The sequence below is a fragment of the Actinoplanes sp. NPDC024001 genome, assembly GCF_040638955.1.
Taxonomy (GTDB): domain Bacteria; phylum Actinomycetota; class Actinomycetes; order Mycobacteriales; family Micromonosporaceae; genus Actinoplanes.
The window spans coordinates 52721-76213 of record NZ_JBEZZB010000030.1 but is presented as its reverse complement, the minus strand read 5'-3'; the positions used below and the strand labels follow the sequence as shown (position 1 = coordinate 76213).

Sequence of the window (23493 nt, the reverse complement as noted above, 5' to 3'; positions counted from 1 at the left end):
AAATGCCGGTGGACAGCCGCAAGAGAGTGTCCCGCCGGTCACCTCGACCAAGCCTGGCCGGGCTGCGGTCGTACGACCAGTAAATAAGTAGCCGCACTCCGCTGGCTGGCCGTTGACGAAAGAATGTCTCGCAACGTAGCCGGAGCTTACCGCCGCCGACATTCGGCTTTGCCGGAGAGCGGACATCTTGCGGTCGCGGGGCAGACTATGCCGGCAATTGGGTCTTCGTCCGGTATGTGCTCGCAAGGGCGACAGGGTCGGGCATGATTCGCTCATGACGGTCGACATTCATTGCCTTCAGCGCGCCTTCGACGAAGCCGAGTCACGCGGCGACACGGAGTCGCTGCAAGCGCTGCTGGCTCACGACTTCCGTTCCATCGGCGAGCAGGGTCATGTGCTCGACAAAGCGCAATAGATCGGCAAGTTCGCCGAGTTCTCCTACACGAGTCTGAAGAGCAGCGACGTGGAGATGTGCTTCTACGGACATGCCGCCATCGTTCGTTGTATCCAACGCAGCCGCTCGACATGGCGCGGGCAGGAGATGACGTTGACCGTCCGAGTCAGTCAGACGTGGGTCGAACTGCCCGAGGGCTGGCGGCTGGCCGGCATCCATTTCAGCTCCATCAGCGCTGCATAAGGGCGAGTTCGCCAACGGAACTGGCATCCTCTTTGCCGCGGAACGAGCAGGTTCGGCGTGGCAGAGTACCGGGTTGGCTGTACGCCGTTGACACACTCATCGCTGCCAGAGGAACGCGGCCGTCGCGCACGGCTCGCAGCGGAAGCCGTAGCCGGAACCTCCACCGCCGAAGTTCATCGAAGTTCGATGGTCGTGACCTTCCTCAAGCTGAACGAGGAAGGTCATCGGCCGGGCGCAACTGCCGCAAACCGGTGTCTCGTCGTTCTGCAGCCATGCCGCCTGGCCTCCAACCTGACCGAGTACGTCCTGCACCGGCCGGTTCGTTTGTTCGTGCCAGTGTTCCGCTGCCTCGAGGTAGCCCTCGACATCGACCTGCACGAACCGGGACGCGCAACACTCATCGAGCAGCGTGATGCCATCGTCCGGGGGAGTGGCGACATGCACCGGGTCGGCTCCGAACACGAATGCGCGGTTGCCTCCGGCGTTGGCATCCCATTCGTCACACAGGCCAGGGTCGTTCTGGCACATGGAGATGGAGAGCAGACCCGCGCTGCCGGCTACACCGTCGGCGAGGCTGACCTGCGCGAGGAACTGCATGGGTCCGGCGCACTCACGGCAGCGAGGCCACTCGAATGCCGGCGGCGTGTGCGGGAGGCCGCCCGTACGAGTTCCGGGCGCATCCACAGCAACCGCACCGGCATAGGTCATCAGCTTCACCACGCCCAGCAGGATACGAGGCACCTTGCGAAATCATCGGAATACGTCAGCGGCAGTGGAAGGCCAAGATCCGAACTGCGCTCGCAGCCGCGACCGGCGTGCCAGGTTCCACTGGGATGGCTCCTGCCTCCGCAGGGCCCCGTTCACATGCGAAGATCCAGCGTGATCTCGTGGGCCCAGCGCCGAGTCTGCCGACGCTTCGGTGTCGCGCCGCTCCTTCCAGGTCGAGGAACGATGGTTGGCGTCGGCTTGAGCCGAGGTTCCGATCTCCTGCCCCTTAACGCTGTCCGACACCCTCCGATCGGGCAATCCAACGGTTGGTACGTATGGCGAGGTGGGCCGGCGTCACAGGACGACGCCTTCCTCAGTCCTGTTCATTTCGAGCATGCCGCGAGCTATTTTCCGGAATTGCTGCCTTACCTGGCACTACCACCTGGTATGGGCGTTATCCTCGCTCCGGGTTACGAGGATGTATGGCATGACGAGGCGTTTCTCGTGCCTTGATCCAGATCGCGGCGCGTTCACTCTTCTGCCGCGCTGGGTGCGCGCTGACGCGGGATCCGGCGCCGCCGATCCCGGACGCACACGCTGCCCTCAGGCAGGCAGCAACCGACTGGCTTGCGAGACCCCAAGATCCCACCGGGGTATCCGTTGAGATGTGGTTGGAACGGACTTAAATCTCGGCGCGCCGGCTCTTTGACCGGGACGGCGATTTCTGGGACGGCCCCAAATAGGAAACGGACGCTCATGCCGGTAACCGAGCGCTACGGTGAGTCACCTCCCGCAGGTTCTCTGACGTCCGGTGTCGATGTTAGTGTGCCGTCCGAGCAAGCTTTGGCCATCGATGTAGAGCGGGTTGTCGTGCAAGGTTTAGGTGTTGCTCCGCTGATGGTGGTGCGAGATGTCCCGCTCAGTGTCGAATTCTACCGGCGATTGGGATTCCAGCCCTTGGTTGAGTGGGGCGGCTACGCCAAACTGGTCAACGGGACGGGAATTCTGCATCTCGCTGCGCAAGGGGATCCGCCGCCGGATCGACCCCAGGTTGCGCTAAGAGCGCCGGACGACACGGCGAGCGCTGTGGCCGCCGCAATAGTCGTGCAGGTCGCAAACTGCCGCCAAGCGTGTATCGAGCTGGTTGCGGCAGGCGTCAATCTACTCACCGAACCGGTCGAGCCTGAGTGGGGTGGTGAGGTGAGAGCCTTCCTGCGCGATCCGGACGGTCATCTGGTCGAAATCAATGAGGCCCTTGTGTAAATATGTGAACCGGAATCGTCTCGCTCCGTACAACATTCGAGCTTGCGCCGATCGAATCGGCGGCTTTCGGCTTTGGAACGTCCGCACACGCCGCGCTCCGGTACCGCGGCTGGCCTGCCATACCGCCCACCGCTCAAGCACGAGCAGCGCCGCGACTTCGGCGGAAGCGAGATGCAGTCGAGCCGGCTTCGAGTCCCGTGCGGCCACCCGAGAGGCGTCGGTCACTCGCTGCCATCCGAGCAGCAGGAACTGCCAGAGCGGGCCAATAGTCCTCACCTGCCGGTTCGTCGAGGGCCCGGTCTACGATCGCTCCGCCCGGGCCCAGACCTGCGGGGTCGCGACGGCTGATCAGCCGGGCCGTCGACGGCACCGGGGCTGGAGAACGACACCGAAGGCGCCGCCGGCTGGGAAGACACAGGTGGCGGCCACTGCGATGCCGTGATCTGCGCGCCGGTGACGGGCAGCGTGGGCGAGATCTGGTCGAGCAAGCGCTGCGCCATGGAGGCGTCGATCTCGACGTCAGCGCTGATACGAACATCGGCGGCGGTCGCCAGGTCCACGACGTCGTCGCTGGTGAACGCATCGGCTCCGAGAGTGCTCAGCCGCCGCGCGAACTCCTGCATGTTAATCATCTGCAGCCTTATCCTCGGGTTGCTATTGAGCCACCGTAACCCGCCGCCCCGGTCAGCGGTTCGCCCACCACCGTCCCGGGCTGCCGCGGCCAACAGCGATGCCAGCTGCTCGGCGGTCCCCACCTCTTCGGCGAGCCGATCGCGCACAGAGGCCGGCGGGGCCGTCACGCTCAGTGCTACCTATGCCGGCCCGCGACGCCCTGAAATGCCGAGTTTCGTGCGTTAGGAACCCGCGGCGACCGCCTTGTGGACGCCGCGCCTGCGCCGGATCGCAACTACCAGACCGAGCACCGAGCCGACAGCCGTTAGGAGTAAGGCGCCGAGCACAGCGACTCCCCGTGAGAGATGATCTCGAACGAGAGGAGGGTCGCCGACCGATAGCGACACGCCGCCGATCGCATTCTGTGCGTTGCAAGCTAACGGGTAGTCGCCTGCGGGTTCGGCCGTCAGCGTGAGAACGCCGCGCCACTGCTGCCCCTCCGCGTTCAAGACCAGACCTTGATCGCGCACCGAGATCACGGACGAGCGCACCTCCCTACCGTGCCCTACGAGCTCACAGCGGACCCGAGCGGCTACTGTCTCATCTGCTGTCGTCCACACCATCCTTTCGTCGTCGGACAGGTGGATGACTGCATGCCTTCCCAGTTCGATTCGTTCCCCGACGGTGCCACCGACGGGGACACGAAGCAGGATCGCCACAAGGGCCAGAGTTCCCGAAGCGGCGGCTAGGAGCGCGACGAAATACCAAACTCTGTGGGGACGCAACGGACTTGCCGAGCCAGCTGACCGATCGGATTGCACAAGCGCATTATTGCAATCCTGTACCCACGACCCGGCCCGGCATCTCACCCGCCCACTCTGGTCGTACTCCAGCCACCGTCTGATGCGCGCTCATGCCGCTGAGCCGCTGTCTCCTTCCGTGCGCGCCAGCGCCTGCACGCTCGTGCCGAGCTGAGTGCGTTATAGCGAGCGAAACGGCGTCCCAGTGGGCTCCGCGTTCCAGAGGGTTTCGGGCAGACCTGGTGACGTGATTACGTGCGGGCAGTGAACAGCGATGCCGCCCGGCGAAGCACCACCTCTGGCCGATGAGCGAGGTCGGCGACCAAACGCTGGCGGAACTCCTCGCGGCGCTCTTTGTCGAGAGCATCAAAGAATCGTCGGGTGCCGTGAGTGGCATACCAGCGCCACATCGCCTCGGGGTCCGCCAGTTCGAGTTCTACCTCGAGGTGTTCTTGCGTAACGTTGCGGAAGCCCGTGCTCGCGAGGGCGGCTCGTGCGTCGAAAGCCGTGTTCGCCGGGCCGTCGGCGGGTAGGTAGCGAGAAAACTCGGCGAAGAGTTCATTACTGCGATCGCCGGGTTCGAAGCCCTCAGGTAGGGGGCCGGTCACTGTTAACGCCAGCAGTCCTCCGGGAACGAGCACCCGCTTGAACTCACGTAACGCAGCTCGGGGATCGCTCAGCAGGTGGACCACGAACCCGGCGGTGACCACGTCGAATGTAGCAACGTCGAACGGCAGAGCTGCGGCGTCTGCCACTTGCACGGTCGGTAACAAGGCGGAGAGTCGGCTCACCATCGCGGCCGATCCATCCACTGCGAATACCTCGTACCCACGAAGCCTGGCCGCGAGCGCCACCGCCCCAGTTCCCGCTCCTACGTCAAGGAGCCGCGTGCCCTTGGCCGGCGGCGGCAATGCGGCAACCGTGAGCTGGCCGAAGGAGCTGAAAAAGGGAACGACGGTGTCGTAGGACTCGGCAACTTGGTCGAAAACGGCGATCCAGGCGTCCGTCATGGGCACGATCATTGGCCTGATCAGCCGATGGATCCAGCAATATTTGCCGCCTACCGGCGATTCGCCAAGCCGGCGATGGGATAGGCGGCCGAACCCACTCTCCTGCCGCTTAGCGGACGGGCCTGCCTTGCCGGCTGTCACGCTGCGTGTAGCCCGCTCAGCGTCGCCCGGCGCATCGTCGTGCCGCGGGCCGTACGTGCCGGATGCGGCACGCACGACTTCACCTCAGTGACGCTGCTTTGCACGAGACCGCGTTCCCGCTCCCCCTGTGCGGACGCTTGGTGCTTCGGAATCCACGGTCAGGAGGGGGAGTTCCCCCTGCCACAGGCATGCGGGGCTTGACCTGCCTCGGCGGCTGCCGACCGCCGCCGGTCGTCGTCATGTCAGCCTGATGAGGCGGGCCGACCGAGTACCGGCATGTCGTCCACGCGTGTGCCGGGTTGCCAGGGCCAGCGGTGGTATCGATCCGGCCACACGATCTGCAGGGCCTCTACGGCGGCACCGGTGACGGCGTAGAACTGTGCGGCAACGGGCAGGTGGCGATCGGGTTCGGTCACCGCGACGAGCTGAACCTGGTGACCCTCGAGAACGTCGTCGGCATATTGGCCGGGGGTGAATGCCCGTCGGCCCGCGATGACCTCACTGGCAACGGCGCGCAGGGCGGGTTGGGAGATGTCGGGCGGCAACCCGAACAAAATCAGCTCAGGATGCCCATGGCCGGTCAGGCCGATCGTGTACCAGCACGTTTCCAAGGGAGTCGGCTGCGGTACGAAGTGTAGATATACACCGGAACGCTCAATGGCCTCGCCGATCTGGCGAAGCTCGGTCTCCTGATGTCCGGCCGCCATAGGTTTGCCTTCCGCCCAGTCACTGTCGGAGCCAGCGGTACGTTGAAAACCTGCTAGGGCTCTTCTGAGCCGGCTGCGTACCCACAACATGAACGCCCACACCTGGCGGCCCAGTTGGGCTGTCACCCTGCGGTGCGCAGAGCCAGCGCGGGCCCCACCCGAGCGCGCACAACTCGCCGAGAATAGTGCGGCCAATCGCGGCCCAGCAAAACTGAACCTCAGCCCTGATACCTGATGGTCGCGTGAAGCTGATCTGAAGCAGGTTTGAAGCCTTTGACTGTTTGAATGGCGCAATCGAGAGGAACTGACGACCGCCCATGCTTGGCAGCGGTCGTCACGTGTCGTGATCCTCAACAAGGGAGTAAAAAATGCCGAAACGGGCAACATTCCCACTGGCCATGGTGGCGGCGCTCGTTGCCGCAATCGCATTCAGTCCCCCTGCGCAGGCTTCTCCTGCCCCTGCGATGGCCGCCTCTGCGCAGACCGTCAAACCGTTCATCGATGAGCGGAGGTGTAATGCCAGTCAGCTGCCACGTCAAATCTGGCTGACCTACACATCACGTCCGACACGGTGCTTTGGCGGCACGGTCGGCAGCTTCAACCTGGGCTACAATCCCGTGACTCCCGTCCAATGGCTCTCATCAGGGGATTATCACGGCACCATTTACTGCGTTGGCCTAACCCTGCCGTTCGGCCCGGCGACTGATGCGCTGTTGAACAGGACATGCACTCGCCTCGAGATCCGTCCCGCAAGCTGATGCAGCCGTAACACCCGCACTTGGTGGTGGCGCGGGGTGCGTCGCTGGCTATCCACTCCGCCCACCACCCCCATGGCCGCCGGCTCACCCGGGGCATTTCAGCCAGGCCCCCACATAACGAACGTGACGGCTGTTGGCCACTGGACGCCGGGGTCCTCGTTGATGACGACCTCGTCGTTTGGCGTGGCTTCCTCCAGCCCTTCCGGCCACAACGCGACTAAGGAACCGTCGCTCCGTTCGTGTTCTGCCGGAGTCAGTACGAACGCGCGGTCCGCGCGGTCGCTGACTCCGTGTCAGAGAGTGAATGACCCCGGACGGCACGCGACATGAGCCGTTGCTGAGGCTTGACCAAGATCAGGTGCACTGTCATGCCGCGAACCGCGCGCTACACGCGTGACGGTGGGTCGGCCCGCCCAGCAGGCGGATCGCAAGAAGGGCTCAGGCGGAGCCGACAGAGATCACATCCGCTTGATAAGCGCTGGCAAGAGCCCGTCATCATCAACGCATGAAACGACAGTGGGTCTCCTCTTGTCGCGCTGACGTTCCTGGCCGGCTGCTCAACTCCCTCGGCTCCCTCGGCTCCCTCGGAGCCCGCGCCGAAGCCGGCGTTGTGCACGTCGGTTCAGTTGACATTCGGGACGGCGTCTGTCGCTGCCCTGCTGACTGGCGTGACGCCGGTACTTGAGGCGACCGCCAAGGGCATGACCTTCGACGAGCAGTATGCGGAGATCAACACTCGGACGGCCGGTGTACGTGCGGGTGCCGAGGTTCCGGCCGAGGACGTCTATCGTCAGCTGGCCGCCAAGTACGAGGAAAGGCGTCCGCTGGTCGAATACGGCACCGTGCACCACCTGCCCATCGGCGACTCGGTCACCTTCGGCGGGAGAGGGCGTTTCGTAGGCTTCGACTGGATCCGGACCGTCGACGTGCCGTTCAGCTATACCTGCGATGGCACCACCAGTCGAGGTGTCGTGACCTCGTGGGAGGCGGTCGGCCGAGGTGGATTCGTGAATTGCGGCGAGCCAGACGTCGACGCCAGCGATGACGACGTTGCGATGATGCGCCAAGTGCGCACCCTGCGCTGCGATGAAGGTTGATCGGGACTCAGGGTCGCGCGAGACAAGTCTGGCAAGGTCATGGCACTGATCTGCCGCGATCCGGGCTCTGTCTCACAACCTTAATCACTCGTCGTCAGTGGCGTACGTAGCGTCCCGAGCCGGTGACGGGCTCAGGTTTCCTTATTGTCGACCCAGCGGCAGAACGGGTCCGTGGTGTCCTCGTCGCCCATCTCGGCGGGCTCCGCCACGATCTCCAGCCCGGTCGCCGGGGCGGTGATCCCGAAGGTGCGGTGCAGCCAATCCCGGTAGGGCGCATTGACGATCTCGTGGTCGGCGTCCCACGGCTCAGGCGGCGCGCCGAACTCCTCGTTCCAGCAGATCTCCCGGTAACCGATCGCCAGCAGCCGCAGGAAGTCGACCGCATCGTCGGCGAGCACACACGTCATCATCGAGCCGCTGCCCGAACCGAGATGAACGATCCTGACCCGTCCCTCACCGTCGCGCCACAGCGCGGCCATCGAACCCTCGCCGCCGGTCCGCGCGAACGGCCACAACCGTGCCGCCGGATCCGGGACCGACTCGTCGAACCAGGACCGTGCGTACGACAGAGTCTGCTCGGCGGTGTAGCCACGCAACTCGATCCAGGTGCCCACCCAGCCGTTGTCGCTCAACGAGCCGTACAGATCCCCGTCCTGCCCCTTCACCACGAAGCCCTGCTCGTCGACCCAGGCGAAGAGCAGGCGCAGCGGCTCCGGCAGGTCGAATCCGTCCGGTACCCGGGCCAGCGTCGTCTTGAGGAAGTCACCCACGCCCGGCAGCGTACGAGATCACCTCGCCCTCCCACAGTCCCAGCCGCACTGCCCGGCCGCCGACGTGCAGAGTGCCGCCGACCAGCTGGCCGGTCTCGTCGCGCTCCGGATCCCAACCGCTCAGCACTCCCGCGATCACCGAGGCGAACGGTTCCTCGCCGGAAGCGTCCCGCCCGTGCCAGCGGCCACCGTCAAAGTCGTAGTCGTAGGCCGACCGCCAGCTCTCGTCACCCGGGGCCGTCGGCACGATCGTCAGGGACCAGTCACTGCGCCCGTCGAACAGCAGCCCACGACCGTCGTCCACGACGAGGTGGACCGGTCCGGTGGTGAGATCGACCGGGTCACCGGGCCAGTGCCAGGCCAGCCGCGTGACTGCGGCCAGCCGGCAACCGATCAGCATGTCCATCAGAATGGTTCCGTCACTCCGTACGCAGTAGTTGACCGTTGGTGTCGTCGAACCGGCCCTTGGTGCGGCAGCACCGGCGAAACCGCCGTCCTGAGCCGCACTGGCAGGGATCGTTGCCGCCGCATCGTAGAGATGTTGCTGTTCACAGCTCTACGAGCCCGCAGCCAATCCGCCATCGGTCCGCGATCCGCCCGATTCGTCGACCGTCCGCCTTTGCTGAAGTAGCGCTTCGGTCCGGCAAGGAGAGTCAACGCCGTCCTTGCCAACGCCCTGACCTGCACCCATCCCGCTCATCGAACCGAGGCGTTGGTCGATCTTGGCCAACACCGGCAACGCCGTGGCGTTCAACCAGCCTCGTTCAATGAAGGCTGGTACCAGCCGGAAACCGTCGTCAACTTCAGCGCCAGCTCGTCCAGCAGCGGAAAGCCCTTCTTCCCGAGCCAAGCGGTCTGCGCGTCGGCCTCCAAGGCAAGCACGGCGACACTCCGCAGGAAAGCCGCGACGAACTTCGGGCCGGGCTGTTCCATGAAGCCAGCCTATTAGCACGTCGACGACGACTGACGCGGCATCCTCATTTGCCGCGGAGCGAGCAGGTTCGGCGTGGCAGAGCACCGGGTTGGCTGTGCGCCGTTGTCGTACTCATCGCTGCCAGCGGAACGCGGCGCTGGTCATGCGCGACTCGGTATCATCGCGGGCGTGTTCATCGAGGTCATCGGACGTCGCCCTCTACCCGGCCATATCGACCGCGACGACGTCGAGGACATACTCGCAAATGCGCTCGGAACGGACGGCGAGGTGACCGGAGCCGGTACGGGCGAGACTGGATGGCATTTCGACGTCGAGATCGTGGCCGACACGCCCGACCCCCGACAGGTTCTGCGAAGACTGGCGATCGCCTTGGCCGAGCAGAATTTGGGGTGGATAGTGCTTCGTCCCGAGGAGGCACTTTCCGGTCGACCGGCTCAGGAGATTGTCTGAACCTAGCTAATAGGCGCACGAATCTGCCGCCGATCGTGCGCAACACCGGTAGGGATCCGTCACGCTGGGTCGTCGGCTGCTGGGCGAACCGGCTCCCTGAAGCGCCGAGAGGAGTGCGCTCTCCCGTCGCGCCGACGTCATTTCGCTACCGCTCTTCTCCGGCTGACAAGTCCGCCTATGCCGGCCGCTACGCCAATAGCTGGATGCGAGGCGCCTCGAGGCTGCGGGCGATGGGGTGAGAGCAGTGCTCACACGTCATGGTCTGCGGACGGAGGAGGTTGCTTTGCGTGGAGAATCTGCCGGGCTGGACCATGTTGGGACAAAGGTAGCCGAGGTAGAGACGAACCCACGGAGCGCAGGTCAGGGCTTGGGACGCCTCGTTGCGCTTGGTGTCGTGGAAAGGAGCCCACCAATAGTCGACCACTGTCCGCAGGATGGACCGATACTGCTGGAGTAGGCGTCGAAAGCGGATATTCGTGTGGCCGTCGGGTGAGTGCCGGTCTTGCTGTCGCCCGTGCAGGTGCCGTGCTCGGCACCATGCTTCAGCGACGTGGTGCGGCCAGTGCGTTCGCAGATGAAGCAGTCGAGGCTGAGTTCGAAGCTGCGCTGCCAATGCAGGTTGTGGAACGGTAAGCCGTCCACGGCGAGAACGGCCGTGACTTCAACGGATCGCAGCATGTTTCGATCTTGCCAGGGCGGCATGGTTCCGGCCGTGGGCCGGACACTCTCCTGCGGCTGTCCCCACGCTGTCCGCTGACGAGAACGTCACGCCGTGTTGGTGGACGGCTGTTGCAGGATCCTTTTGCGGTGCACGCCCGGCTACCCTCCGACGCATGACCGCTATCTCTGTGATGCTGGCGGTGCCGGACGCCGCAGCAGCCTCCGCGTGGTACCAGCGTGCCCTGGGCGCCACTGAGCTGTGGAACCTCGGCTCGGTCATCGGCCTGGAACTGCAGGGGGCGCCGTTCTTCGTCGCGGAGCCGGCGAACAACCGTTGGGATAGCCCGACGGCGCTCGGCAGCACCACGGCACGGATCGAGGTGTTCGTCGATGACCCCGATACCGTCGTCGGGGGCGCCGCTGAGGCCGGCGCCGACTACCACGATCCGGTGCGCGACCACGCCGCGCCGTGGGGCACGCATCGGCAGGGCGGCTTCTTCGATCCGTACGGCCATCTCTGGCTCGTGGGAGACAAGTCACCGCTACAACGTCATCGGTAGCGGGTGCGAAAGCGTCCGGATCTGCTGAGCACGCGCGCCGACGGCCGCGTCGCTGCCACGGTGAGTGCGTCGGTAGGCCGGCCACCGCGTCACCGCTGTCGGTCCACGCCACGCATGGTGCGGTACACCGCCGTGATACCGAGAAACAACGCGCCGACCAGGACGAGCGTGATCGCCGCGTTGACGACCACCGGCCAGTCCTGGACGAAATACTGTTTGGCGTAGTTCGCGCCCACGATGATCACGACGTAGACCCACCAGGGTGCCCATCGCCCGTCCGACTGCTTCCTCGCGTTCATGGTGTCCGCCTCCGATGTAGGTCATTTGCCTCCCACATCGTTTCCAGGACTGCCGGGCATGCCATCCGTCAGGGGATTGAGGACTGCATCATCATTTAGTCGCACGCTGCTCTGCTGATGGTTGAGGCGAAACGAGCAATCCGCAGCTTGCGAGCCGCGGGCGGCGCTAGAACGCGATGGTGTAGAGGGTCCACGTCAGCGAGGAGAACGCCGCGACCTGCAGCGCGATGCCCAGCGTCAGCAGCCTGGCCTTGACGACGCTCTGCTGCCGAAGGCACGCGATCATTTTGACGCGAAGAACCGCGACATTGTTACTCGCGTCGACGTTGTGGTCAGTCCAGCGCCGGCGAAGAAATGTCTTCATCGTCTTCTCGCTGACCACGGAGACCCGGACGGCGGCGTTGGAGATCGCGCCCAGCGCCGCCGCGCCGATGAACGCGGACAATGCCGCCATGAGCGGGGTCAGGGAATCGCGCAGATTTCCCCGCTGGGATGCCGGCGCCGAGAAGGCGCCGATCCCGATGAGAAGGACGATGAAGGCTCCCGAGGAGGTCACCAGGGAGGTGCTCCGGACGTCGAGCTTGGCGCGGCGATCAATCTCGTGCTGCAGTTCCTGCTCGATGAAAGCGCAGTACACCATGCCCTGAGAGCTGCCGGTTCTATGATCGATCGTCATCGCGCCGGAACGTGCCGACCTGGGTTCGGAACGAACTATTGCTTCGCGGTTCGCACTCGAGGTCTCTCTGATCCTCTTTACTGGGAGGTGGCCGCATGGCGGACTGCTGCCTCAGAGATTCTTGCTGTTTCCGCTCTTCGTCCTCTTTGGCCTTCTTTTTTCCGAACATACCATCCCCTTTTGGCTCAAGTGCAGAAGAATTGTCGCTCGATTCCGCGCCGGCGAACAAGAGACGGTTGGTGGACCCCGGAAGAGTTTCGCATTCGTCCCGGGGCAAGCACCTCAGCACTGCGTCGTCGGGTGACATCCGCTTCCGCTGCGAATGGGCTCTCTGACCACGCAGGCCACCAAACCTCAGCGGTATCTCGCTATTCCGCCAGCTTGCAGGGCAGCGGTTCCCCTTCGACCAGGCTGTTCTCGACGGAACGACGCGGGACGCCGTCGGTGCCGGGCTGTTCCATGATGACGAAGTGCAGGCTGGTTCCGGGTGGCATGCGGTCGCGGTGGATGGTGAAGATCTGCTCGTCGGGGTTCGGGTTCCAGGTCGGCATCGGCAGGACCCGCAGCAGCAGCGGCGACGACGGCTGGCCGTTCTCGACACATCCGGCCGTCTGACCGGGACGCAGCTTCACGAACTCGACCTTGGCGGGCACGCCGGCCTTCTTCAGCGCGGCGGTCAGCTGGTCGGCGTCGGTCAGCTGCCGGATCGTGAGCAGGACCGTCCCGTCCGGCTGGGCCTCCACCGACCAGGCCGCCAGCTGCAGCGGGGGAGCGGGAGTGACCTGCTGATCGGCGGGCAGAGCCAGGGCCAGGCCGGCGGCCGCGACCGCCGCGAGGCCCAGCGCGGTGACCGTGCGGCGCCGGCGGCGCAACCGCGTTCCGCGGGTGGTGATGTCGTCGACGGCGGTGCGCAGCTGGAACTCGCCGAACTCGTCGCGCACCCGGGCGTACAGATCGTTGTCGGTCACGGCTTACGCTCCTGTTCGGTGACGGAGGCCAGGTGGTCGCGCAGGGTGCGGGTCGCCCGGGCGAGGTGGGCGGTGACCGTGCCGGTGGCGATCCCGAGGGTGCGGGCGGTCGCGTGGCTGTCCAGGTCCAGGAAGACGCGCAGGGCGATCACCTGACGCTGCCGGGTGGGCAGGGCCCTCAGCGCGGCCATCATCCGCTGGTCCGGCAGGTTCGCGTCGAGGTCGTCGTACCCCGGCTGGTCTTGATCGTGGGGCGCCGGGACCTCCCGGCGCCATCGGCGCCACCAGGAGGTGTGCGCGTTGAGCGCCGTGCGCACCACCCACGCGCGCGGCGCCGGATGCTCGGCGACCGTGGACCATGACGCCCAGGCCCTGGCGAACGCCTCGGCGACGACGTCCTCGGCCGCCTGACGGTCGCCGATGGCGGCCGCTACGGCCCGGAGACAGTCGTCCCGGGCGCTCTCGTAGAAGGCGGTGAACTCCGCCCGTTGATGTCCCACACCGGTACTACGCCTGAGCGCCACGATCCACTTACCGTGTTGACGAGGAAGAATCCGATGCGTCCACCAGGTGATACCGGCAGCAGAGGTCCAGCAGCTGGGCGCACCTGACCTCCAGGGCCTCGGGCAGGCCGTCGAGTTCCACGTCCACCAGCAGCTGACCGTCGGTCGTCCGCGCGAAGTGCGCCTCGACCCGGACATCGCCGTCGAGGACGACGGTGCACCACTGGTCGTTGTCCGCGTCCGAGCCGTCAACGCCGGCGGTGAGCGCGGTCAGATCCTCGCGGCAGCGGATCACCTCGGCGATCTCCGCGACGAAAGGCCGCAGATTCGTACGCAGGATCCAGCCGTGCATGGTGCCGCTTGGCTCAGTGGACATCCGGTGAATCTAGCCCCAGCAGGTCACGCACCTGAGCCTTGCCGTGCGGGGTGAGCCGCACCGCGCGCCCGGAACCGATCCGCTCCATCCAGCCACGGCTGAGGAACGTCGCGCACACCCGCGCCCCGGCCAGCCCGGCCAGATGCTGCCGCCGCTCCGTCCAATCGAGACAGCCACGGGCGAGCGGGCGCTTGCCGGGCCGCAGACTCTCCGGCGCCAGCCCGAGCGTGCCGGTCAGCCAGGCCAGCCCGGCCGGGGTGAGGGCGAACCCACCGGACTGCTCCAGCAGACCCCGGCTCGTCATCGCGTCGGTGACCGCGACCCCGAGCTGCCCGGCCAGGTGGTCGTAGCAGGTGCGGCCGCGCCGCAGGGCCGCGCTCGCGGTCGCTGCCCGCAGCCCGGACGGCGCGGCGGGCCGGGAGGTGATCCGCGACGCCAGATCCTCGAGGAGCTCCGCGACCGACGGGTCGGCGAGCTGGACGTAGCGGTGCCGGCCCTGGCGGCGCTCGACGAGCAGCCCACCGGCGACGAGGCGGTGCAGGTGCTCGGTGGCGGTGGACGGCGCCACCCGGGCGTGGGCGGCCAGCTCACCCGCGGTCCACGCCCGGCCGTCGAGCAGCGCCAGACACATCGCCGCGCGCGTCTCGTCAGCGAGCAGGGCGGCGAGTGCTGCCAGGTCGGAGGCTGAGGTCATCCGCACAGGCTAGGGCGCTTGCGGTTCGGCGGGCGCCGAACGATTGCCGCCGTACCGTCGCCTGATGCAGCAGATCAACGACCCTGACGCCGTCCGTGCCGTCCTGACCGATGCGGCCTTCGTGGTGCCGCCGGTGCCGCCGGCGGCGGCCGGCGTGGCCTGGCTGCGCGCCACGGTCGGCCGGTTCGCCGGCGGGGAGACCCACGCACGGCGGCGCGCCCTGGCGGTCGCGATCCTCGACGCCGTCCCGCCCGAGACGCTTCGCGCCGGCAAAGGGGCGCATCCGGTCGCGGTACTGGCCCAGGCGATGGGCATCGACGAGCCGGTCGTCGAGCTGGTGCGCGACGTCGCCCAGGCATACCAGCCGGGCACCGGCGACGAACCCCGGGCGGACGCGGCCGTCGACCGGCTCGTCGAACTCGCCGGCGGCGCCCACGAAGAACCGACCGCGGCCCGCATCGGTGTGCTCGTGCAGGCCTGCGAACCCACCGCCGCGCTGATCGAACGGGCCCGGCACCGGCCGGTCGGCGACGTGCTGCGCGACGACCCGCCGGTCCCGGCGACCAAACGGCAGGCGCTCGCCGCGACCACCGCCGGCGACGTCACCGTCGCCGCCGGCGAGGTGGTCCGGGTGGCCCTCACCGGCGAGCTGGCCTTCGGGTACGGGCCACACCGCTGCCCCGGCCGCGACCACGCCCTCGCCTTCGTCACCGACGGGGTCGCCCAGATCCACTAAGGTCGGTGCATGGTCCCGACCACAGCCGGCACCGCCTTCGACGCGCTGCTGCTCGACGCCGTGCCCGACCACGAGGCGCTGCGCCGCGTCTACGAGATGCCCAGCGAAGCGGCCGTGCGCAAGCAGATGACCGAACTCACCGACCAGACCCGGCGGTTGATCAACTGCGCGTCGCTGGTGCTGGTCGCCAGCACGGATGCCGAGGGCAACCTCGACGTCTCCCCGCGCGGCGGCCCCGCCGGGTTCGTCTCCGTCCTGGACTCGCGGACGGTGGCGATCCCGGACGCCACCGGCAACAAGCGCCTGGACAGCCTGCAGAACATCATCGCCACCGGCCGGGCCGGGCTGATGTTCGTCATCCCGGGGCGCACCACGACGCTGCGGGTCAACGGCCGCGCCTGCGTCTCGACCCGCCCCGAGCTGCTCTCGCAGCTGACCGCCGTGGGCAAGCCGCCGGCCAGCGCGCTGGTGGTGGGCATCGAGGAGGTCTACCCGCACTGCCCCAAGGCCCTGCTGCGCAGCGCGGCATGGAAGCCGGATCAGTGGCTGCCGGCGGACGCCCAGCCCACCTCGGCCGAGGTGACCCTGGCCCAGCTGCGGATGCCGGAGCTGACCATCGCCGACATCGAGCGGACCGAGGCGGACGCGTTGAAGTACCGGTACGAGTAACGGCCCGTTTCCCGAGCCGTGGGAGCGCTTCCCACCTGGCCAATGACTGCCGTAACTTGATCTTTCGAGTTGCGATGCCGTGAGCCGAAGGGACCAGCCGATGCGAGCGCGATCGTCCTCCCCTCAAGTCGGGAAAAACCGGATCGGTGGCTAGCTCCCCGTCAGTCTCTCTCACCGTTCTCGGACCGGTTCGCGGATGGCGGGGCGAGGCCGAGATCCCGTTTCGCCCGCCGCAGGCACGGGCGGTGCTGGCGGTGCTGCTCACCCGGGTCGGCCGCCCGGTGACCCTCGCCGAGCTCGTCGACGTCGTGTGGGGCCCGTCGGCGCCGAACACCGCCGCCAACGCCGTGCACGGATATGTGAGCACGCTGCGCAAACTGCTGGAGCCCGGCCTGCCCGCCCGCGACCCCGGCCGGTGGTTGATCCGTGGCAGCGGCGGCTACCAGTTCGACGACTCAGCGGGCCGGGTCGATCTCGTGGAGTTCCGGCGACTCGTCGCCCGGGCCCGGGCACCGCGCGACGCCACCGACATGGTGGACTCCTATCAGCGGGCACTGCGGCTGTGGACCGGCCCGATCGCGGGCAACATCGACCCGGCCGTACGATCGCATGCCGCCTTCCAGGAGATCGACCGGGAATGCCGGCAGGCGGCGCGCGACGCGGCCGATGCCGCGCTGGCCGCGGGCCAGGCCGCGGCGCTGCTCGACGCGATCCACACCATCGCTGAATGGGACGTGCTCGACGAGTCGATGCAGGCCCGGCTGATCCTGCTGCTCAAAGCAGCCGGCCGGCAGGCGCAGGCGCTGGACCGCTACGACCTGGTGCGCCGGACCCTGGCCGACGAGTTGGGCGTCGATCCCGGTGCGGAACTGTCGGCCGCCCACCGCGAGGCCCTGCGGCCCGCCGGCGTGGCGCGCCCCGGTCCGGCGCCGAGCCCGATCCGGCCCGCGCAACTGCCGGCGGACCTGCCGCTGTTCACCGGCCGCACCACCGACCTGGCGCAGGCGAAGTCGGTGACGTCCGGCGGTTTCGCGGCCTGGCCGCTGCTCACCGTCGCCGGAATGGCGGGGGTGGGCAAGACCACCCTGGCGGTGCACCTGGCACACGAGGTGGCCGACCGCTTTCCCGACGGGCAGCTGTTCGTCAACCTGCGCGGCTTCGACCCCGGGGGAGCGGTGACCGACCCGGCCGACGCGCTGCGCGGCTTCCTCGAGGCGTTCGGTGTCACCGCGGCGAACGTGCCCCGGACGATGGACGCGATGGTCACGCTGTACCGCAGTCTCCTGGCTGACCGGCGGGTGCTCGTGCTGCTCGACAACGCCCGCGACGCGGAGCAGGTCCGTCCGCTGCTGCCGGGCAGCCGTGGCTGCCTGGCCATCGTCACCAGCCGGACCGCGCTCTCCGGCCTGGTCGTGACGCACGGCGCCCGGCCGTTGACGCTGGGCGCCCTGACTGCCGCGGAGGCGTCGGACCTGCTGGCGAGCCGCCTGGGCGCCGACCGCGTCGCCGCCGAGCCCGCCGCCGTCGAGCAGATCATCCGGTGCTGCGGTGGCCTGCCGCTCGCGCTGGCCGTCGTCGCGGCCCGGGCGGCGACCGATCCGGATCGGTCCTTCACCGACATCGCCGCCGCACTCGCGGCCGCGCACGGCCGCCTGGACGCGTTCGCCGGCGACGAGGCGGCAACCGACGTCCGCGCCGTCTTCTCCTGGTCCTACCGGGCGCTGAGCGACGAGGCCGCCCGGCTGTTCCGGCTTGTCGGCGCCGTGCGGGTCGGCCCGGACGTCGGCCTGAGCGCCGTCGCACGACTCGCCGGTACGGACGTCCAGCGGGTCCGGCCGCTGCTCGCCGAACTCGTCCGGACGAACCTCCTCGGTCGCTCCGCCGCGGAGCGCTACACCACGCATGATCTCCTCGCGGCCTTCGCCAGCGAGACGGCCGACGCCACCGACACCCCCGGCGATCGGCGAGCGGCCCTGCAGCGACTGCTCGACCACTACCGGCGCACGGCGCTGGCCGCCCACGGCGTCTACCTGCCGAACCGGGCCGTCCCCGCAGCCGGTCCCGTGCCGGCGCCCGGCCCCGACGACCCGGCGGACCGCGATGCGGCCGTCTCCTGGTTCACCACCGAACGATCCACCCTGCTGCAGGCGGTGCGCGCCGCGGCCGACAACGGCTTCCCCACCCACGCGTGGCAGATCATGTGGAGCGCCACACCCTTCCTGCACCGCTCCGGGCACTGGGACGACCGGCTCACCGGATCACGCATCGCGCTGGCCGCCGCGGAGAGCACCGGCGATCCCGCCGCCACCGCGGCCATCCGCATGGACCTGGGCCTGGTCGCCACCGAACTCGGCCTGCACGACGAGGCCGACGAGCAACTCCTGCGCGCGGTGGAGCTGTTCGCCGCGGCCGGCGACCACACGAGTCAGGCGGAGGCCTACCGGCGCCTGTCCTACCTGCGCGAACTGCAGGACCGCTACGCCGACGCGCTCGGCTACGTGACCGAGGCGCTGCGCCTTCAGGAAGCCACCGGCAACCGGCCCGACGTGGCCAGGTCGCTCAACCACGCCGCCTGGATCCACGTCCTCGACCGCGAGCCGGCGCTCGCCATCGACAAGGGCGAGCGGGCGCTGGCGATCTTCCAGGACATCGGCCACGTCAACGGCCAGGCCAGCACCTGGGACACCCTCGGCCACGCACACCACAAACTCGGTGACTACCCCCGCGCCCGGGAGTGCTACCTGGCGTCGCTGCGGCTGCGCCGCGAAGAAGGGACCCGGGTGTACGAGGCCGACGTCCTGCACCGCCTCGGCGACAATCACCATGCCGCCGGGGAACCCGCCGAGGCACACGCCCACTGGCGGCAGGCCCTGGTCATCATGTCCGAGATCGGTCACCCTGGCACCGACGAGGTCCGTACCAAACTCACCGCGGGCTGACCGGTGACGTTCAGACTTCGTTCAGAGCTGCCCGGCCACACTCTCCTCAGTCGAGGATCGGGGGCCGGGTGTGACAGATCTTCCGCTCATCGGGCGGGCAGCCGAACAGGCAACCATCGGCGCGCTGCTGGACGGCGCCGCTGAGGCGGGCGGCGCGCTGGTCGTGCGCGGTACGCCCGGCGTCGGCAAGTCGGCGCTGCTGGAGTGGGCCGCCGCCACCGTCGGCGACAAGTTCCGCCTGCTGCGGGCGACCGGCGCGGTCACCGAACTCGGTCTGCCGCCGTACGCCGCACTGCACCAGCTCCTGCACCCGATTCTCGGATACCGCAAGCGGCTGACCGCTCACTACGCCGGCGCCCTCGACGTCGCGTTCGGCCGGGCGCCGGGGGCGCCCGCGGACCTGTACACGGTGGCGATGGCGGCTCTCGAACTGCTCGCGGAGGTGGCCGCCGAGCAGCCGATCCTGATACTCGCCGACGACGCCCAGTGGATGGACCCGGCCAGTCAACAGGCACTGGCCTTCCTGGCGCGCCGGATCACCGCCGACCGTGTCGTCCTGCTCGCGACGCTGCGCGAGGACGAAACCGGGTCCCTGCTCGACCCCGCGATCGCCTCGATGAGTCTCGCCCCGCTCGACGCGGAGTACGCGGAGCTGCTGCTCGACCGGGTCACCGGTGCGATCGACACGGCGACCCGGGCGCGGTTGCTCGACGCGGCGTGCGGCAACCCGCTCGCGCTGCTGGAGCTGCCCCGGGCCATCGGCCGCACCAGCGAGCGCCTTCCGCTGGCCGCGCGCTTCCCGCTGACCGCACGCCTGGAGCATTCGTTCCTCGCCCGCATCGGCGAGTTCGGCGCCGAGACCACCACGGTGCTGGAGGTGGCGGCGCTCAGCGACGCCGACGACCTGGGCGAGATCCTTGCCGCCGCCGAGCTGCTGTCCGGCCCGGAGAGCACACCGTCGCTCGACCCGGCGGTGTCGGCCGGGCTGATCGTGGTGGACGGCGGCGCCGTGCGGTTCCGGCATCCGCTGATCCGGTCGGCTCTGCTGCAGCGCCTCGGGCCCGACCGCCGGCGCGCCTGCCACGCAGCCCTGACCGCGGTGATCGGGCAGCGGGAGCGATCCGTGTGGCACGCGGCGGCCGCCGCGGTGCGACCCGACGCGGCACTGGCGGCCGAACTCGAACGCCACGCCGAGCAGGCGATCTCGCGCGGTGCCCCGACGAACGCGCTGCGCGCCCTGGAGCGCGCGGCTCAGCTGTCGGCCGACATGCGCGATCGCAGGGCACGCACCTACCGGGCGGCGGCTCTGGCGTACGCGGTCGGGACACCCCACTCCGGTGACCAGCTCCGGGCCCGTTTCCGGGACCTCGTGGACAGCGAGCACGACGGTCTGCGCTACGAGTGGCTGAACGAGCTGGGCGGCGCCGACGGCGGCGGCGACCAGCGCATCCACCGGCTCGTCGACTTCGCGGCCCGGGCCTGCGCCGTCCCCGACGACGAACTGGCGACCGACCTGCTGCGCGCGGCGGCGCTGCGGTGCTGGAACCTGGTACCCGGCCGCCCGGTCGGCAAGCAGGTGATCGCCGCGGCGGACCGGATGGGCGTCGCGGACCCCGTGACGCGTGCCGCCCTGCTCGCCTACGGCTCACCCTTCGACAGCGACGGCACGGTACGCGCGCTGATCGCCCAGGTCCCGGCCGGCGCCCGGGACGCCGAGACCACGTACCGGCTCGCCCACGCGGCGGCGTGCGCGGGAGCCTTCGACGTCTCCGAGATCCTGCTCACCGAGGCGGCGGAGGGCCTGCGCTCGGCCGGGCACCTCTACATCCTCGGCCGGACGTTGTCGCTGCTGTCGTGGACCGCCCTGCGCCGCGGGCAGTGGGCGCACGCGGTGGCCGTCGCCGAGGAGAGCGCCCGGCTGTGCGCCGAGACCCGTCAGCCGTTCTGGGAGGCGGCCGCGCTGGCCGCCCACGCCACCGTGGCGGCGTTCCGGGGCGACTTCGCGACCGCCGAGGAACTCGTCGCCCGCACCGATGAGCTCGGCTTCCGCCGGTTCGCCACCGTCGAGGCGATCAAGCTGGTGGCGCGGGCAGCCGTCGCGTCCGGGCGAGGCCACCACGACCAGGCGTACACCTGTCTCGCGCAGCTGCACGACCCGGCCAACCCCGCCTATCACCCGGTGCACGCGCTGTGGTCGCTGGCGAGTCTGGCCGAGGCGGCCGCGGCCTGCGGCGAGGCCGCCGCTGCCCGCGCCCTGATCGACGGACTGCCGGCGGACGTCCGCGAGACGACCTCACCCACGGGCCGGATGAATCTCGGCTTCGCGCGGGCCGTGCTCGCCCCCGACGAGGAGGCGGAGCCGCGATTCGCCGGTGCCCTGGAAGCCGACATGACGATGTGGCCGTACGAGCGGTACCGCCTGCTGCTGGCGTACGGCAGGTCGCTGCGCCGCCGCCGGCGGGTCCGCGAGTTACGCGACTACCTGCGCCTCGCCCGCGACGGCTTCGACGGGCTCGGCGCCGCTCCGCTCGCCGAACGTGCCCGGGAGGAGCTGCGGGCCGCCGGCGAGCACAGCACGTCCAGCGACGCCGACGTCTGGGCGGTGCTGTCGCCGCAGGAGATCCAGATCGCGTCGCTGGTGGCGCAGGGCCGGTCCAACCGCGACATCGCCAAGAGCCTGTTCATCTCCCACCGCACCGTCGGCAGCCACCTGTACCGGATGTTCCCCAAACTCGGCATCGCCTCCCGCGGCGAGCTGCAACGGATGGCCGCCGAACACCGGATCTGACAGGTGCAGTCATCTGACTCACGCGCCGGCCGGGGCCATCGCCATAGCGTTCTCCGCGACAGGAATTGCTCCGATCGCGAAGAGGACCCAGCATGCCCTTCGTCACCACCACCGACGGCACCGACATCTTCTACAAGGACTGGGGTTCCGGGCGCCCGGTCGTGCTCAGCCACGGCTGGCCGCTCAACTCCGACAGCTGGGAGGCGCAGGCGCTGTTCCTCGCCGACAACGGCTACCGGGTGATCGCGCACGACCGGCGCGGGCACGGCCGCTCCACGCAGACCTGGCACGGCAACGACATGGATACGTACGCCGACGACCTGGCCGCGCTGATCGACCACCTCGACCTGCGCGACGTGACGCTGGTCGGGTTCTCCACCGGCGGCGGGGAGATCACCCGCTACATCGGACGGCACGGCACCGGCCGCGTCGCGCAGGCCGTGCTCGTGTCCGCGGTGCCGCCGCTGATGGTGCGCCGCGACGACAACCCCGGCGGCGTACCGGCCGAGGTGTTCGACGGCATCCGGGCCGGCTCCGTCGCCGACCGCTCGCAGCTGTACCGGGACCTCGCCGACGGGCCGTTCTTCGGCCACAACCGGCCCGGAACGAACGTCTCCGAAGGCATCCGGCGGGCGTTCTGGCTGCAGTCGATGGCCGCCGGGCACCGCAACGCCTACGAGTCGATCGCCGCGTTCTCGGCCACCGACTTCCGCGACGACCTCGCCGCGTTCGACGTGCCCACGCTGGTGATCCACGGCGACGACGACCAGGTCGTGCCCTTCGAGGTCGGCGGCAAGGCGTCGGCCGCGCTGGTCAAGGGCGCCGAGCTGATCGTCTACCCGGGCGCGCCGCACGGCATCACCGACACCCACAAGCAGCAGCTCGGCGACGACCTGCTCACCTTCCTCAAGGAGTACACCGCATGAAACCGATCGTCCTGGTCCACGGATTCTGGGTCACGCCGCGCAGCTGGGAGAACTGGAAGGCGCACTACGAGGCCAAGGGGCACCAGGTCATCGCCCCCGGCTATCCCGGCTTCGAGGTCGAGGTGGAGGCGCTCAACGCCAACCCCGACATCATCACCGCGGTGACCGTCCCGGCGATCATCGAGAAACTGGAGGCGGAGATCAAAGCGCTGCCCGAGGCGCCGATCATCATCGGTCACTCGGCCGGCGGCGCGTTCACCCAGATCCTGCTCGACCACGGGTACGGCGCGGCCGGCGTGGCGATGAACTCGGCGCCCACCGAGGGCGTACGGGTGGTCCCGCTCTCGCAGGTGAAGTCGACCTTCCCGGTCCTCAAGTCGCCGGGCAACCGGCACCGGTCGGTCGGGCTGACCCTGGACGAGTGGAAGTACGCGTTCACCAACACGTTCAGCGACGAGGAGTCCAAGGCGCTGTACGAGCGTTACCACATCCCGGCCAACGGCGGGATCCTGTGGGGCAGCGTGCTCGCCAACTTCCAGCCCGGCCACCAGGACACCTGGGTCGACTACCACAACGACAACCGGGCCCCGCTGCTGTTCATCTCCGGCAGCGAGGACCACATCATGCCGCCGTCGGTGCAGCGCTCCAACGTCCAGCACTACAAGTCGAACACCATCACCGAACACGTCGAGTACGAGGGGTACGCGCACCTGCTCCCGGCCCAGAAGGGCTGGGAGGAGATCGCCGACTTCGCCCTCGACTGGGCCCTGCGCCACGCCCGCTGACGACCTCCTGCGCGGCTTTCGGTGGCT

The 23493-nt window shown here is 68.5% G+C and carries 25 protein-coding genes and 1 pseudogene; 11 read left to right on the top strand and 15 right to left on the bottom strand.

Annotated features, from left to right (window positions below):
* Window positions 1-274 precede the first annotated feature (274 nt).
* Window positions 275-415 carry a hypothetical protein gene (locus AB0F81_RS14570; RefSeq protein ID WP_360196440.1) on the top strand — a complete coding sequence of 47 codons (141 nt, stop codon included), beginning with the start codon at window positions 275-277 and terminating at the stop codon, window positions 413-415.
* A 318-nt stretch (window positions 416-733) separates the two neighbouring features.
* Here AB0F81_RS14570 and AB0F81_RS14565 read toward each other — a convergent pair whose 3' ends face one another.
* The gene (locus AB0F81_RS14565; RefSeq protein WP_360196437.1) at window positions 734-1357 is read right to left on the bottom strand and encodes a DUF1963 domain-containing protein; all 624 of its coding nucleotides are present in this window, start codon (window positions 1355-1357) and stop codon (window positions 734-736) included.
* A gap of 744 nt (window positions 1358-2101) precedes the next feature.
* Here AB0F81_RS14565 and AB0F81_RS14560 point away from each other — a divergent pair.
* Entirely contained in the window at window positions 2102-2608 is a 507-nt protein-coding gene (locus AB0F81_RS14560; protein WP_360196434.1) for a VOC family protein, read from the top strand.
* Between the two features lie 272 nt (window positions 2609-2880).
* On the opposite strand, the gene AB0F81_RS14555 is transcribed toward AB0F81_RS14560, so the two are convergent.
* From AB0F81_RS14555 to AB0F81_RS14545, 3 genes are all read right to left on the bottom strand, one after another.
* Window positions 2881-3231, bottom strand: coding sequence for a hypothetical protein (locus AB0F81_RS14555; protein WP_360196431.1), 351 nt, complete (start codon window positions 3229-3231; stop codon window positions 2881-2883).
* 1040 nt (window positions 3232-4271) lie between these two features.
* Window positions 4272-5030 carry a methyltransferase domain-containing protein gene (locus AB0F81_RS14550; protein ID WP_360196429.1) on the bottom strand — a complete coding sequence of 253 codons (759 nt, stop codon included), beginning with the start codon at window positions 5028-5030 and terminating at the stop codon, window positions 4272-4274.
* Between the two features lie 383 nt (window positions 5031-5413).
* Window positions 5414-5878 (bottom strand): DUF4262 domain-containing protein, encoded by a 465-nt coding sequence (locus AB0F81_RS14545; RefSeq protein ID WP_360196426.1) that lies wholly within the window; start codon window positions 5876-5878, stop codon window positions 5414-5416.
* A 1426-nt stretch (window positions 5879-7304) separates the two neighbouring features.
* Between AB0F81_RS14545 and AB0F81_RS14540 the strand changes: the two genes are divergently transcribed.
* The gene (locus AB0F81_RS14540; protein ID WP_360196423.1) at window positions 7305-7733 is read left to right on the top strand and encodes a hypothetical protein; all 429 of its coding nucleotides are present in this window, start codon (window positions 7305-7307) and stop codon (window positions 7731-7733) included.
* A gap of 131 nt (window positions 7734-7864) precedes the next feature.
* On the opposite strand, the gene AB0F81_RS14535 is transcribed toward AB0F81_RS14540, so the two are convergent.
* From AB0F81_RS14535 to AB0F81_RS14520, 4 genes and pseudogenes are all read right to left on the bottom strand, one after another.
* Entirely contained in the window at window positions 7865-8503 is a 639-nt protein-coding gene (locus AB0F81_RS14535) for a hypothetical protein (protein ID WP_360196420.1), read from the bottom strand.
* On the bottom strand, window positions 8496-8909 hold the full coding sequence (locus tag AB0F81_RS14530) for a hypothetical protein (RefSeq protein WP_360196417.1): 414 nt from the start codon (window positions 8907-8909) through the stop codon (window positions 8496-8498). The genes AB0F81_RS14535 and AB0F81_RS14530 overlap by 8 nt, the downstream gene beginning before the upstream one ends.
* Window positions 8910-8922: 13 nt before the next feature.
* Window positions 8923-9024 (bottom strand): annotated as a pseudogene (locus AB0F81_RS14525) (SEC-C metal-binding domain-containing protein); the annotation flags it as partial.
* A gap of 229 nt (window positions 9025-9253) precedes the next feature.
* Window positions 9254-9436 (bottom strand): hypothetical protein, encoded by a 183-nt coding sequence (locus AB0F81_RS14520; protein ID WP_360196414.1) that lies wholly within the window; start codon window positions 9434-9436, stop codon window positions 9254-9256.
* Window positions 9437-9605: 169 nt separating this feature from the next.
* Here AB0F81_RS14520 and AB0F81_RS14515 point away from each other — a divergent pair, with 169 nt between their 5' ends.
* The gene (locus AB0F81_RS14515; protein ID WP_360196411.1) at window positions 9606-9887 is read left to right on the top strand and encodes a hypothetical protein; all 282 of its coding nucleotides are present in this window, start codon (window positions 9606-9608) and stop codon (window positions 9885-9887) included.
* Between the two features lie 360 nt (window positions 9888-10247).
* Here the strand turns inward: AB0F81_RS14515 and AB0F81_RS14510 are convergent, their stop codons facing one another.
* Window positions 10248-10565, bottom strand: coding sequence for a hypothetical protein (locus AB0F81_RS14510; protein ID WP_360196409.1), 318 nt, complete (start codon window positions 10563-10565; stop codon window positions 10248-10250).
* A 155-nt stretch (window positions 10566-10720) separates the two neighbouring features.
* Between AB0F81_RS14510 and AB0F81_RS14505 the strand changes: the two genes are divergently transcribed.
* Window positions 10721-11107 carry a VOC family protein gene (locus AB0F81_RS14505; protein ID WP_360196406.1) on the top strand — a complete coding sequence of 129 codons (387 nt, stop codon included), beginning with the start codon at window positions 10721-10723 and terminating at the stop codon, window positions 11105-11107.
* Window positions 11108-11196: 89 nt separating this feature from the next.
* On the opposite strand, the gene AB0F81_RS14500 is transcribed toward AB0F81_RS14505, so the two are convergent.
* The 6 genes from AB0F81_RS14500 to AB0F81_RS14475 all read right to left on the bottom strand — a co-directional run bounded on the left by AB0F81_RS14500 (window position 11197) and on the right by AB0F81_RS14475 (window position 14623).
* A complete protein-coding gene (locus AB0F81_RS14500; protein WP_360196404.1) occupies window positions 11197-11406 on the bottom strand; it encodes a hypothetical protein in 210 nt (69 codons plus the stop codon).
* A 166-nt stretch (window positions 11407-11572) separates the two neighbouring features.
* Entirely contained in the window at window positions 11573-12082 is a 510-nt protein-coding gene (locus AB0F81_RS14495) for a hypothetical protein (RefSeq protein ID WP_360196402.1), read from the bottom strand.
* A 368-nt stretch (window positions 12083-12450) separates the two neighbouring features.
* Complete coding sequence (locus AB0F81_RS14490; RefSeq protein WP_360196400.1) at window positions 12451-13050, bottom strand: hypothetical protein; 600 nt, start codon at window positions 13048-13050, stop codon at window positions 12451-12453.
* Entirely contained in the window at window positions 13047-13550 is a 504-nt protein-coding gene (locus tag AB0F81_RS14485) for a sigma-70 family RNA polymerase sigma factor (RefSeq protein ID WP_360196397.1), read from the bottom strand. Before AB0F81_RS14485 ends, AB0F81_RS14490 begins: the two co-directional genes overlap by 4 nt.
* 31 nt (window positions 13551-13581) lie before the next feature.
* On the bottom strand, window positions 13582-13929 hold the full coding sequence (locus AB0F81_RS14480) for a hypothetical protein (protein WP_360196394.1): 348 nt from the start codon (window positions 13927-13929) through the stop codon (window positions 13582-13584).
* On the bottom strand, window positions 13919-14623 hold the full coding sequence (locus tag AB0F81_RS14475; RefSeq protein ID WP_360196392.1) for a helix-turn-helix domain-containing protein: 705 nt from the start codon (window positions 14621-14623) through the stop codon (window positions 13919-13921). The genes AB0F81_RS14480 and AB0F81_RS14475 overlap by 11 nt, the downstream gene beginning before the upstream one ends.
* 64 nt (window positions 14624-14687) lie before the next feature.
* Here AB0F81_RS14475 and AB0F81_RS14470 point away from each other — a divergent pair, with 64 nt between their 5' ends.
* From AB0F81_RS14470 to AB0F81_RS14445, 6 genes are all read left to right on the top strand, one after another.
* Entirely contained in the window at window positions 14688-15359 is a 672-nt protein-coding gene (locus tag AB0F81_RS14470) for a hypothetical protein (protein ID WP_360196390.1), read from the top strand.
* A gap of 9 nt (window positions 15360-15368) precedes the next feature.
* Complete coding sequence (locus AB0F81_RS14465; RefSeq protein ID WP_360196388.1) at window positions 15369-16028, top strand: MSMEG_1061 family FMN-dependent PPOX-type flavoprotein; 660 nt, start codon at window positions 15369-15371, stop codon at window positions 16026-16028.
* A 146-nt stretch (window positions 16029-16174) separates the two neighbouring features.
* On the top strand, window positions 16175-18967 hold the full coding sequence (locus AB0F81_RS14460) for a tetratricopeptide repeat protein (protein ID WP_360196385.1): 2793 nt from the start codon (window positions 16175-16177) through the stop codon (window positions 18965-18967).
* Window positions 18968-19037: 70 nt separating this feature from the next.
* The gene (locus AB0F81_RS14455; RefSeq protein ID WP_360196382.1) at window positions 19038-21755 is read left to right on the top strand and encodes an AAA family ATPase; all 2718 of its coding nucleotides are present in this window, start codon (window positions 19038-19040) and stop codon (window positions 21753-21755) included.
* A gap of 92 nt (window positions 21756-21847) precedes the next feature.
* The gene (locus AB0F81_RS14450; RefSeq protein ID WP_360196379.1) at window positions 21848-22681 is read left to right on the top strand and encodes an alpha/beta hydrolase; all 834 of its coding nucleotides are present in this window, start codon (window positions 21848-21850) and stop codon (window positions 22679-22681) included.
* Window positions 22678-23466 carry an alpha/beta hydrolase gene (locus AB0F81_RS14445; protein WP_360196376.1) on the top strand — a complete coding sequence of 263 codons (789 nt, stop codon included), beginning with the start codon at window positions 22678-22680 and terminating at the stop codon, window positions 23464-23466. Before AB0F81_RS14450 ends, AB0F81_RS14445 begins: the two co-directional genes overlap by 4 nt.
* Window positions 23467-23493: the final 27 nt, after the last annotated feature.

Bases quoted from the DNA above. Each gene is read 5' to 3' on its own strand.
- AB0F81_RS14530 (WP_360196417.1), bottom strand. From the start codon at position 8,909: ATGGACATGCTGATCGGTTGCCGGCTGGCCGCAGTCACGCGGCTGGCC.
- AB0F81_RS14445 (WP_360196376.1), top strand. From the start codon at position 22,678: ATGAAACCGATCGTCCTGGTCCACGGATTCTGGGTCACGCCGCGCAGC.
- AB0F81_RS14480 (WP_360196394.1), bottom strand. From the start codon at position 13,929: ATGTCCACTGAGCCAAGCGGCACCATGCACGGCTGGATCCTGCGTACG.
- AB0F81_RS14495 (WP_360196402.1), bottom strand. From the start codon at position 12,082: ATGACGATCGATCATAGAACCGGCAGCTCTCAGGGCATGGTGTACTGC.
- AB0F81_RS14520 (WP_360196414.1), bottom strand. From the start codon at position 9,436: ATGGAACAGCCCGGCCCGAAGTTCGTCGCGGCTTTCCTGCGGAGTGTC.
- AB0F81_RS14545 (WP_360196426.1), bottom strand. From the start codon at position 5,878: ATGGCGGCCGGACATCAGGAGACCGAGCTTCGCCAGATCGGCGAGGCC.
- AB0F81_RS14470 (WP_360196390.1), top strand. From the start codon at position 14,688: ATGCAGCAGATCAACGACCCTGACGCCGTCCGTGCCGTCCTGACCGAT.
- AB0F81_RS14475 (WP_360196392.1), bottom strand. From the start codon at position 14,623: ATGACCTCAGCCTCCGACCTGGCAGCACTCGCCGCCCTGCTCGCTGAC.
- AB0F81_RS14465 (WP_360196388.1), top strand. From the start codon at position 15,369: ATGGTCCCGACCACAGCCGGCACCGCCTTCGACGCGCTGCTGCTCGAC.
- AB0F81_RS14510 (WP_360196409.1), bottom strand. From the start codon at position 10,565: ATGCTGCGATCCGTTGAAGTCACGGCCGTTCTCGCCGTGGACGGCTTA.
- AB0F81_RS14505 (WP_360196406.1), top strand. From the start codon at position 10,721: ATGACCGCTATCTCTGTGATGCTGGCGGTGCCGGACGCCGCAGCAGCC.
- AB0F81_RS14500 (WP_360196404.1), bottom strand. From the start codon at position 11,406: ATGAACGCGAGGAAGCAGTCGGACGGGCGATGGGCACCCTGGTGGGTC.
- AB0F81_RS14555 (WP_360196431.1), bottom strand. From the start codon at position 3,231: ATGCAGGAGTTCGCGCGGCGGCTGAGCACTCTCGGAGCCGATGCGTTC.
- AB0F81_RS14450 (WP_360196379.1), top strand. From the start codon at position 21,848: ATGCCCTTCGTCACCACCACCGACGGCACCGACATCTTCTACAAGGAC.
- AB0F81_RS14570 (WP_360196440.1), top strand. From the start codon at position 275: ATGACGGTCGACATTCATTGCCTTCAGCGCGCCTTCGACGAAGCCGAG.
- AB0F81_RS14550 (WP_360196429.1), bottom strand. From the start codon at position 5,030: ATGACGGACGCCTGGATCGCCGTTTTCGACCAAGTTGCCGAGTCCTAC.
- AB0F81_RS14560 (WP_360196434.1), top strand. From the start codon at position 2,102: ATGCCGGTAACCGAGCGCTACGGTGAGTCACCTCCCGCAGGTTCTCTG.